Source organism: Microcoleus sp. CZ3-B2 (assembly GCF_036705055.1).
Taxonomy (GTDB): domain Bacteria; phylum Cyanobacteriota; class Cyanobacteriia; order Cyanobacteriales; family Microcoleaceae; genus Microcoleus.
The window spans coordinates 1-10,902 of sequence record NZ_JAUBTN010000106.1 but is presented as its reverse complement, the minus strand read 5'-3'; the positions used below and the strand labels follow the sequence as shown (position 1 = coordinate 10,902).

Below are 10,902 nucleotides of genomic sequence, written 5' to 3'. Positions count from 1 at the left end.
GTCATAGCACCAGCGACCTCCACCAACCAAAGGCGCGGACAATCGGCCCTGTCACCGATCAGGGCAAGGTGGGGTCAGGGCTCCGCTTACCATAAACCCGTGCTCATCGAAGACTTACGGCTTGTTTGCTGGTCGGCTCGTTGGAAGGTGCTTATGCGGCGCGTGGCCTGAAATCACCACTGGCACGAATGCCGAAAGCTGCGGCAGTGCTACAGCTTTGGCTAGGCCGGTGCACTCGGAGCAGGCGACGCGAGATCAACGGCTGCGAAGCGCAAGGAGTAAATCGGCTGGCAACTGAGCTGGCACTCTCAAGGTAGGAATAGCTCGCCGCCATGATCGCGAGTTTAACATCATCATGCCAATTTGGCCTGCGACCGTCGCCGGTGGAAAACTCGTAGCGGCTTACGTCGGTAGCGCCAGTGCCATGCGATCGTCATAGCACTATGTTGAAACCAAACGCGAGGACCATCACCCTGACAGTGATGGGCACAAGGTGATTCAACGCCTACTTACCGCAATGGAATTACCGCAGTGACGAAAATGTTCCAATCACCTAACGTAGCCGGGCAGCGGCATAATTGTACTAACGGCGGCCTCTAAGACAAGTCGCTCACAAGAGCCGAGCCGCAGGCTACGATTTACAATGGCCTAAGTTTCAATGCGAGGTCAATTTTTAAAATTTCCGATCACCCTAACGCGGAACCGCTAATAAATCTGAGAACTCCAGGTGTCCAGCGCGAGCAAATTGATCATGAGCATCAAAGACATCATAATCGCATTCATCAAACAATTTAGCCAAACGTTCAGGCGATGACCCGTTAGCCTCCAGTAACGGACGAGAAAACTCAGATATTACAATTGGCCGGTGTCGCTTTAAGGTCTCACGCGCCCCTTCAAATACCAAGCCCTCTGCGCCCTCAACGTCGACCTTAATCAATCCCGGAGTTAAATTATGGGTTTCTACCAACGTATCTATCTTCTTGGCATCTATTGTTTCAGTCAAAGTCTTTTCGCCGATGACAGCCGGATGCACCACGTCGCCCATGGACGAATATTCCTCACGACCGGCAACTACATTAATAGTTGAAGTGCAATCCTTATCTGATATTAATCCGTTATACATTATAACTGCGTCTTCAACACCATTCAGATCAATATTATGGCTCAATCGAGCGAATGCTGCTCTAGTCGGCTCTGCTGCCAAGACACGACCTGAGGTCAACGACCTAGCTGCCAAAACTGTAAAGAAACCAACGTTTGCGCCCACATCGATCACATCGCGAACGGGATCCAAATGTTTCAGAAAAAGCTTGACGAGATCTCGCTCATATTCGCCTTCTGCCAGCAACCGGTGAAGCAAATGAGATTGTGGCCCCAGGACAAATTGGCCGTCAAACTCATCTACTTGGATGGTTACGTCCGACACCACCAATCGCTCTAGTCGCGAGAGCACATCTCGTGATTTAGCGCTCGTGTAATTTATCCACGCCCGCCTTGCGGAAATTGGCGCAGCGAGAAGCGAACGCGCCAATGGCGTCCTTCTGATGAAATCCTTCAGACTCACAACTACACTCCAATTCTTACCAGCGAAAATAGGTGAAAATAACCAACGGACAACTCCGCAGCCTAGTACTGCACCGAGATTTCTAGTAAAATCACCTGCAAGATAGGCCAGGGTTCAACGATCAACGATCAACGATCAACGATCAACGATCAACGATCAAGAGATACATCGAAGATATATTTCGATAGACGAATCATTATGATACTAATTTCGTTAAATTCGTGAAAAAAAACAATCTGAAAATATACGCCCCCTACAAGCGCCCCACTTCAAACAAACACATTTCCCGAGGCGGCTCTGAACCAACATAATCAGTTATGCGCTCCAATGGATCCTCCGGAAATGACAAAGGCAATGAAAAGATATCAATTAGACGAAAATCACCGGTTATTATATCTTTATTCTGGAAATCGTTCTCAACTATGTGAGTAGTGGTCAAAAGATATCGAATATTCGATCGCGATATATTACGCTTTGCCTTGAGTATATCGGAGAAAGATAAATGAAACAAACAATCCCGAACAATAAGGAGATCGGCACTCGGCAACTCGTCGTTGGTAAGATCGATCTCCAGAAAATTTACTCTTTCGCTAGCATATCTGGCGTTATTATCAATAATCAATGAACCGACAATATCACCACCTGTATAATAAAGATTTTGGTTTCCTTCGATGACTAAGCGCATCCAGTTAAAGTCGCCACAGGGGACGTCTAGAACGCGCCTTATATCATATTTTTCAAATATCCTGGGCAACGCTGTCCTTAGACTTTCAGTAGCCGCCAAATTCGAACCGCTTCCGCTACCTGATTCCGGATCACTCCACAAGTTCTTTGAATATATCTCATTAAAGCGCTCCCTACTACTCTGTAGGCGAAGCATATTCCGGTAAATTGCGCGCTGTTTAAATTCGCTTGGTGATAGATAAGTAAACACGCGCTTCGCCGCAACGAACGGGCCTCGACTTCGAGCTAAATTTACAAACTTAGCAAAGTTTTTAATTTGCATGGTTATTTGCCTTATTGATCTATTGGTGTCACACTAGTGTAAGCCCAACTGCAAACCGACACTGCGGAATCGTCGAACCGTGATGACTTTGCGTTTTCCAGATTTACTCAACCTTTAACAGCAAATCCTTTTGCTTGAACGGCCTAAATATTGAGCTGGAGGTAAACAGCACTTTCAGAAAAAATGACTGAAAAATCGGTTATTAAATTGGCAATTTGCTTAAAGATAAACATAGGCCTTGTATCTTAGAGTATATTTAAGGACTGAGCCAAACTAAACATATCTGATCACTGTCCCATTATGTTCGTTGACGACTCGCCTTTTGGAGGGCTTTGTATCCTTGGAGACAATGCAATTTCTTTGAGAGTAAAGTCCACTGCGTCGCGATTAGCATTAATAGCTTGCACTTCGACCCAATAGTATCTGCACTGTGGAGCAAGAAGGTTCACTCGCCCGGTGGAACTCGATTTATCACGGATACTGAAACTAACTTTATCCATGATCGAACTATCTGTTGCACAAGTAAATGTTAGATCAATACGAATAGCCCCCGTTCCCGAGGATGACCGAGCTAACGTTAATCTAGCATCATAAACACCGCGAAAGTCCGTTATCAATCGGCGAGCCACAATACCACCCGCTCCGCCAAGGATGCTAACATCGAGCCCATCCGATTTGGAGTTCATATAGGCTCCCAGGTCACCCCGCTCTGGAGCCACAATCCAGAAGTACGGCTCAATTTCATCGTTTCTTATAAACGATAGATCGGCCCTCCGCGCTGTCTGGCTACTAGCCGTAAAGAGTTGAGGCCGCAATTTCCGATATAGCATTTCAGCCATCAGAAACTTACCTTCTAAAGTCAATTTCGACAATAGAATCGAATCATAGCGGTCGTCTAGGGCATATCCGCGGCCCGCCAGCCTGATCCTCAATTCAGCCGCATTATCCAATGTAAGATTGTCCGAAGTCGCCGCCTCCCAAAATTCTGGATGCCATGAAGATGGCCTTTGAAGAAGGCGAACAAATAGCGGGACAGAATTTTCTTGCCGCAAAAGCTGCACCAGTCGATTCAGTACGGTTGCACTCGCAGCATTTCTTCTTCGGAGAATGAGGTCATAGTTCTGGAGAGCTGCTGTCAGATCATTTTGACGCGCAGCATGGTCTGCTAGCCACGCCTGTGAAATTATTTGCCGGCGGCCCAATTTGACGTTTGCCTCAAATATTGACTGAGCCTGTAATTGCATGCCGTTCGCAGCTGTGTGAAGACCCAACACGGCCACAGCAAAGGTATCAGTGGGCTCCCGGTAAAATGCCTTACGGGCCCTACTAACAGCTTCAGGAGGTATTGCAGAGGGTAGGAGCCCATCCCCCTCAATAATGTTTTGCCGGATAATATCGTTAGCTGCACCACTTTCCGCCCCACCGCCGTGGAATGGGATTTTTACAGCCAAGACTGGCGAGGTACGCTCGACAGCGGTTGAAAAGGAATTAAGTCCAGATACGGCCGCTAGGGTAAGCCCTGCTCCCCATGTTAACCATCGACGCATACTAAAACCTCAATGAGGCTGGCGGTTTCTAAAAGCATCAGCGCCCGTCCGGGCCGCTGGGGGATCCCTCGGTTGCATCATTTCCATAGCCATAGCCATAGCCATAGCCATAGCCATAGCCATAGCTTGAGTTACGGCTATCTACTTTCGTAACAACCGCCCCGAAGATGTGTGCCCGGCCATTTCGCAACCGATCAATAGCCGTTTGGATCGCGCGGAGTTTCGATCCATTTGCTTCGATTATGTATACAATACCTTCAACACTGTTACCGAGCAATGGAGCGTCAGCGAGACCTAACACCGGCGGCGAATCGATTACAACATGATCGAATTCCGACAGCAATTTTTCTAGCATTAATTTGACCCGCCCATTGCTTAGAAGCTCAGCCGCATTGGGAGGGGCAGTTCCAGCCGAAATTATGCCAAGTGTTGGGTAGCGCGTAGCGTTGACGAACGAAATTATGTTATCGTCTCCAGCCAGGAAACTGCTCATCCCCGGGCTCAACGGCAAACCTGCTAAATTATGCTGGGTTGGATTGCGCATATCTCCATCGACGAGCACAACCCTTTTTCCAGTTCGAGCTAGTGTAATCGCTAAAGCGAGGGCGCTGGTGGACTTTCCCTCATTTGGCTGGGTACTTGTAACCGCGAACGACTTCGGGACTCCATGGTCTGTCAAAAATGACATAGCAGTCCGAATTGAGAGGAAGGCCTCCGACGCTATCGACTTTTGATCATCAAGACTTTGGACGACATCCGTATCCTGCAGGAAAGGCAGAATGCCCAACAAGGGAATCCTCAAAGATTTCCTCACAGCTTGAGGATCACGAATACTTTGATCAATCTGCTCCAATGCAAAGACGAATATGCCAGCAGCCGAGATTCCGCCTATCAGAGCGAGGGCCACATTGAGAAGTAGCCGCGGACTAGATGGTATGTCTGGAACCTGCGCTGGATCTACCACCGAAATGTTGCTGTTGCCTACACTGGCAACACCAATTTCTTTAAACCGCTGGAGCAAACCGTCATACAATTCACGATTTGTATCAACTTCGCGCCGAAGAATGTTATATTGTATTTCGTCTCGCTGCTGTGAAGCAAATCGTGTCTTCAGACTTGCGACGCGCTCAAAGAGATCACGCTCCCGCTTTTGGGCCGCAACATATTCGGTTTGCGCGGACCCACCGACTCGCGACTCCTCTTGACGAATGCTTCGGTCAAGAGCATCCAACTGCGCCTTCAATGCCAGAGCGTCAGGGTAGCCAGGCTCGAAACGTGAAAGAAGTTTTGAGTATTCTGCTGCAATTTCACCGCGCCTTTCACGTAGACCATTGATCGCGCTATTGGTCAGCGCAGCTTCGCTTGACTGGGAATTGCCTTGCAATCTGCTTCCGGCTCGGATGCGAGCTGCCGTGGCATCGGCAAGCTCCTCATTCAAGCTTTCCAGGTCTATTGCCACAAGCGTTCTCGGACCTCCGGATTGGCCCGCCGAACTGCCGCCAGTTAATGCTATGATTTCCTTGTTCGACGCGTACAGCACGAGATCGCGTTCAGACTCCTCTAATTTCGAACGCAGTTCCGCCAAACGCCGCTCCAAATAATCGCGTGCGTTTTCAGTAGATGCAAAACGACGGTCAAGGCTTAGCTGAATGAACTGACTAGCCCATGCATTCGCAATCTTCGCTGAAAGTTCAGGTGACGCACTTGTAAAGCTGATGTCGACCAGACTTGACCCTCTGATTGGCCGAACGACGACATTTTCAAGAAGCAACTCAACAACTTTGTCAAGTCTCTCCTGCCGAGCATCAGCACTTACAGGCCCGTCGCCACTGTCCTTAAAGCGCTCTGGGTTCACTCCGAAGCCCTCAAAAAAATCGGCATTGGTTGATAGCCGCAGTGAGCGCGCCACGCGATCAGCTAGCGTCCTAGCCTCCAGCAGACTATACTGAGTTTGGTAGAACTCTAGGCTCTGACCAATTTCCTTGGCTTCCACGCCTTCAACGTTCGTGACCTTATCCTCCGAGCGATTGATCTCGATACGAGTCACTGACGTGTATTGCGGAGTGGCGAGTAGAGTTGCGAGCAAACCCAACGCGATAAACACAGCAATAATTCCAGCGACAGGGAGACGCCTCACATAAATTGCACGCCAATATTCTAATAAAACCGGATTGCTTTCCATAGCATCAGATTCTGCCAGGCCATTCGCGCCGATCTCTTGATCGCCAAAATGTTCTGCGCTCCGTGTAAGCTGATTCATAAAGCGCTCTTATTATTGTTGAAGGAGGATGATAAGCGGAGTAACTAGGGCGGGAGCCACCTGTATCAAGTCCTTAAATAGCCTGCGCCCCGGTGAATCGCCTACCACCACGACATCGTTCGCAAATATTTCTGGATCTTCATAAGTACCATCACGGATAGCCTTAAGGTTGTATAAACCAGCAAATTTTTGACCATTTGCCGTACGGAACACTACGACGTCAGTAAGGTCGGCAAACTCAGACGTGCCTTCCGCCACAGCAATAGTACGCAGCAAGGTCATTCGGCCTACAACGGGATACAATCCAGGCTTTCTAACCTGCCCTTCGATCGTAACCACCTGACTTGTTGTCTCTTCCAAATTTATGGTTACTTGTGGGTTTCGTACAAACTGGCCACGAAGTCTGCTTTCAATTGAAACCGCCAGCTCGGAAGGCGTTTTCCCGCCGGCCTCTACAAGACCGATCAAAGGGAATAAAAAATTGCCCGACGCATCGGTCTGGACCTCGCGCTCGAGATCCGCGATCCCGAAAACGTCAACCTTAAGCTTGTCGAATGGACCGATCAAATATGGCCTATTAGCTGTCAACAAGTCGGCACCAGTTGGCGTCGGCATCTCTTGCTGCCGGATGACCGATGTATCCGCCATCACGTTCTGGAGCGGAGGCGTTGAGCTACACGAAGCTAGGGCAAGCGTCAGAAAGCTCAGAAAATATTTTGCGTCCATGGGTGACTTCTTATCGTTAAACGTTAGATTTCAAAAACGGTGCGAGGTTCAGTTGTTTGGGACGGGCGCCGGCGGCGGTTACGGTTCTTTGCGAATGCAGCAAGGTCTATCCAGCCCCTAGGCGCTAAGAGTGCGCTAGCCAATAACCCAAAAAAGGCCATAAGCGAGGGTACTCGCAGCGGATAGTCCGTTAGGCTCGCTATACCGATCAATACCATACTAACAAGCGCGGAGAGACGAAGCGCATACGAATGCGGATATCGTTTACGACCCTGCCAGGCCCCCAAGAAGGCACGCCCCCCTATCAGGCCGAACGCCAGCAAAATTGCTACGCCAGCGAAGCCAGCTTCAGCCAACAGCTGCAGATAATCGTTGTGAGCTTGGTTCATATACGGCTCACTCAAGGAAGAGTCAGGCTCGAAGCTATAGAAAGCCTTTTCAAAAGCGCCGAACCCAATGCCAAACGGAAGGTGCAGCGAAGCCATGTCAAAAATGTAGGGTAGCATCTGAATCCGGATCTCGGGACCTTCAGAATCGTCGAGCAATCGGTTAATCGCAGAACTCCGGCCTAAAGCTAGTGGAACCAGCAAAAACATCGGAGCCAGCAAAATTGCTGCTGCCACAACCGCCAGCTTGCGCCTGTTTGGGAAGCCCTTAGGCTCGCCCAAGGCTCTGCCCCCACTCTCTAAAGCGACATAAATCGGAACAGAGGACATAACAGCTAGGAGCCCGATGATCAGTCCGCTCCTCGATCCCACCATAGGCAAAATAAGCAAAATTAAGATTAAAGACGAAAAATACAGGACTCCCCGTGACTTGGCTCCGCCTTGCGATCGTTCAGCAATGAGGCCCAAAATTATTATTGGCACCAATGACGTCAAGAAAAATGCATGGTGGTTGCGATTGGCAAAGAGGCCTACCGCCGACCCTTTGTTAGTTATTTCATAAAAATAAAGCGAACTCTCTGCTCCAATTATGCCTTGCAGGATACCCAAGAACGCTGAGAGCACTCCTACTCCCACCAGCAAAATTAGAACTTGGCCGCGGCGTACGGGCGTTAGCAATGAGAACAGAAGGATTGCTGCCAATGGAACACTCATCGACATCAGACTATTCAAAGTTCGGGCTGGAGACAGCGTAAGCGGGCGCCAAATTTGATCGGCTCCGATTTCCACGCCGATATCCGCAATAGGCGATCGACCGGGAAGGGCCTTCCAGATCTCCGGCGGCAAAGGGACCATCTGCAATACCATGACAGCAGTTAGAGACAGCAACAACCAGATCGCTAACCGGATATCAGCTGTCCGGCCCCAAGCGCCCTGCGTCAGGGCATACGCTATTGCAATGAAAGCTGCCGGACGCAGAATCACAAGCGACGCGACGTCGCTACGCGAACCACCACCAAAAAAAAAGGCACACAGCAAAAATCCGGAAAAAATCCAAAAATGTTGGATTTCAGCCCCTGGCGAAGGCTTTTTGACACCAATGATAGCCATACAGCGAAAAACCCGCGTCCTTAAACAAATTTGACCTCCCTGTGGCCCAGAAGGGCAATAGATAGATTCTATGTTCCAGCCAACATAAAAAGCGATGCCACCCGATGCCCTGTTGGGTTCGAGCGACGCGTGGCATCAATAGCAAACATATGAACGCAAGTGCCGATCTTCGGATGCAAGCTGGGTGCACACCAGAACCCGGCAGATCAGCTCGACACCGTAAACCTAATTAATCTTTTCAATGAAGTCAGTCATCTACGGAACGAGCGCTAAAGGGAGCAGGCTCACTACGCGTGTCCAAGGTATTCCGACGCCTTGAGCAGGACCTCGTAGGCATTGCGTAGACCGCGATTCTCACATTCGAGCAGCTTGAGGAGATCAGCCATTTCGGTTAGCGCAATAGCGCATTTGCTGCTGTGGACCGCGGGCTTCTTCACCCACTCATGCAGCACCTGCATGATCCAAGGCCATCCAGACGGCGCTTGGCCGAACATCAGGTGCAAGTGCGTTTTCTCGTTGTGTAAGCGCTGTTTCCCGCCCACCTTGCATCCTTGGTTGATTGAGGCAGACGGTGGGTTGGATGGAAGACAACAACCAAACGAGCGCACTGGACACCCGCATTGGAATGGCTCGGGAGCCTATTGGCCGTCCGGGGGTTCTACGCAACATGGCTGGCCGCCGGCGTATTTGGACGCTGGAGCAGAAGCTGGCGATTGTCGCTGAGCTGGAGCGCTGCGACAACATCGCCGCGTTTGCGCGGCGGCCAGACATTCGGACATCGTTGCTCTACACTTGGCGGCGAGAGCTTAGATATGCAGTGGCGGCCCGCCAAGTCGCCGATATTGACGCCGATCATGCACCGATGTTCGTGCCGGTCGTGGCCGACAGTCCCAAGCCCAAGTCGAACGATGTTGCGATTGAGGTCGAGCTTGGCGGCGTCGTGGTCAGGATCGGACAAACAGCGAGCCCCTGACTGGCTGCAGCGGTGATTCAGGCTATTCATGTGCAACGTTGATCGGCCCTGGCCCTGGCACGCGGGTGATGGTTGCAACGCGGCCCGTGGATTTTCGCAAAGGTTCTGACGCGCTGGCCGCGCTCATCAGCGCTGAGTATGGCGGCGATCCCTATTTATGTCTTCCGGGCCAAGCGCGCAGACCAGATCAAGCTCGTCTGATGGGACGGGCCTGTGCCTGATGGCCAAGAGGCTGGAGTCCGGCGGCTTCAAGGGGCCCAGCATCCTGGACGGTGTGATGTGCGTTACGGCAGCCCAACCTGGCGCTTTGCTGGAGGGTCTCGACTGGCGCCGGGTGCGTGGCGGACGCCGACCGATAGCCCCGCAGATTGCCGGTTTACGGGGCTTTCTTCTGCTGATTCACTGCCGTCATGTTGATGGAAGCGGATCTGCAGAGGACATCGAAGCGCTACGTGCGCTGGCGCTCGAGCAGTCCCGCAAGTTTGCCGATGTGACGGTTGCCAAGGGCGATCGTCCCCGCAAGACCAACCGCGGCTCGCTGCGTGCGCACCTCGAGCGGATCGAGTAGATCATCGATATCGACGATAAGGCCTACCCGTGCTGCGGCGGTGGGCTGCACCAGATCGGCGAGGATGTTGCTGAACGCCCTGATGTCGTGCCGACCACGTTTCGGGTCCTGGTCACCCGTCGGCCTCGTTACCGCTGCCGCTCCTGCGAAAGCGCGGTCGTCCAAGCCCGGCACCAGTCCGTAGTGTCGAAGGCGGCATCCCTACCGAAGCCCTGATCGCTCAGGTGCTGGTTGCCAAGTATGCCGATCACTTGCCGCTTTACCGGCAGGCGCAGATCTATGCCCGCCAGGGCATCCAGCTGGATCGCTCCACCCTTGCAGACTGGGTCGGGCGGGCTGCCTGGTACCTTCGCCCGCTGCGTGACCACATCCTGGACCGACTGCGACGATCCGAACGGCTGTTTGCCGACGAGACGACAGCGCCGGTGCTCGATCCAGGACGAGGGCGGACCAAGACCGGCCAGCTATGGGCCTATGCGCGGGACGACCGACCATGGGGCGGTATCGATCCGCCAATGATCGCCTATGTCTATGCAGCCGACCGCAAGAGCGAGCGCGCCGAAGCGCACCTGGGTGACTTTGCAGGCATCCTGCAGGTTGACGGCTATGGCGGATATACCGCGCTTGCCAAGCGGCAGCAGCAGATCACCCTTACGTTCTGCTGGTCACACGTGAGGCGCAAGTTCGTAAGCGCCGACGGAAGGCCGCATTGACGTAGGCTATTTCGCCTTTCGTTGCCGCGGCGCCCATTTCTTTGCCAAG

At 51.7% G+C, this 10,902-nt stretch carries 7 protein-coding genes and 2 pseudogenes; 3 read left to right on the top strand and 6 right to left on the bottom strand.

The features are described from left to right. Positions 1-691: 691 nt before the first annotated feature. The 6 genes from QUA97_RS27170 to QUA97_RS27145 form a co-directional block, all read right to left on the bottom strand. Positions 692-1,564, bottom strand: a complete 873-nt coding sequence (locus QUA97_RS27170) for an FkbM family methyltransferase (protein WP_333157613.1) — start codon at positions 1,562-1,564, stop codon at positions 692-694. A 253-nt stretch (positions 1,565-1,817) separates the two neighbouring features. Beyond that, positions 1,818-2,570, bottom strand: a complete 753-nt coding sequence (locus QUA97_RS27165; protein WP_333157614.1) for a class I SAM-dependent methyltransferase — start codon at positions 2,568-2,570, stop codon at positions 1,818-1,820. 287 nt (positions 2,571-2,857) lie between these two features. Then, positions 2,858-4,021, bottom strand: coding sequence for a tetratricopeptide repeat protein (locus QUA97_RS27160; RefSeq protein ID WP_333157615.1), 1,164 nt, complete (start codon positions 4,019-4,021; stop codon positions 2,858-2,860). Between the two features lie 133 nt (positions 4,022-4,154). Further along, complete coding sequence (locus QUA97_RS27155) at positions 4,155-6,377, bottom strand: GumC family protein (protein WP_333157616.1); 2,223 nt, start codon at positions 6,375-6,377, stop codon at positions 4,155-4,157. Between the two features lie 12 nt (positions 6,378-6,389). After that, positions 6,390-7,103: a polysaccharide biosynthesis/export family protein gene (locus QUA97_RS27150; protein ID WP_333157617.1), complete on the bottom strand. Its 714-nt coding sequence runs from the start codon at positions 7,101-7,103 to the stop codon at positions 6,390-6,392. 23 nt (positions 7,104-7,126) lie between these two features. Further along, a complete protein-coding gene (locus QUA97_RS27145; RefSeq protein ID WP_333157618.1) occupies positions 7,127-8,599 on the bottom strand; it encodes an O-antigen ligase family protein in 1,473 nt (490 codons plus the stop codon). Positions 8,600-9,179: 580 nt separating this feature from the next. Here QUA97_RS27145 and QUA97_RS27140 point away from each other — a divergent pair. The 3 genes and pseudogenes from QUA97_RS27140 to tnpC all read left to right on the top strand — a co-directional run. Further along, complete coding sequence (locus tag QUA97_RS27140; RefSeq protein WP_333157620.1) at positions 9,180-9,572, top strand: transposase; 393 nt, start codon at positions 9,180-9,182, stop codon at positions 9,570-9,572. A 157-nt stretch (positions 9,573-9,729) separates the two neighbouring features. Beyond that, positions 9,730-9,900 (top strand): annotated as a pseudogene (tnpB, locus tag QUA97_RS27135) (IS66 family insertion sequence element accessory protein TnpB); the annotation flags it as partial. Positions 9,901-10,005: 105 nt separating this feature from the next. Further along, positions 10,006-10,826 (top strand): annotated as a pseudogene (gene tnpC / locus QUA97_RS27130) (IS66 family transposase); the annotation flags it as partial. Positions 10,827-10,902 lie beyond the last annotated feature (76 nt).

Coding starts and splice junctions, on each gene's coding strand:
- QUA97_RS27165 (WP_333157614.1), bottom strand. CDS start 2,570: ATGCAAATTAAAAACTTTGCTAAGTTTGTAAATTTAGCTCGAAGTCGA.
- QUA97_RS27155 (WP_333157616.1), bottom strand. CDS start 6,377: ATGAATCAGCTTACACGGAGCGCAGAACATTTTGGCGATCAAGAGATC.
- QUA97_RS27150 (WP_333157617.1), bottom strand. CDS start 7,103: ATGGACGCAAAATATTTTCTGAGCTTTCTGACGCTTGCCCTAGCTTCG.
- QUA97_RS27145 (WP_333157618.1), bottom strand. CDS start 8,599: ATGGCTATCATTGGTGTCAAAAAGCCTTCGCCAGGGGCTGAAATCCAA.
- QUA97_RS27140 (WP_333157620.1), top strand. CDS start 9,180: ATGGAAGACAACAACCAAACGAGCGCACTGGACACCCGCATTGGAATG.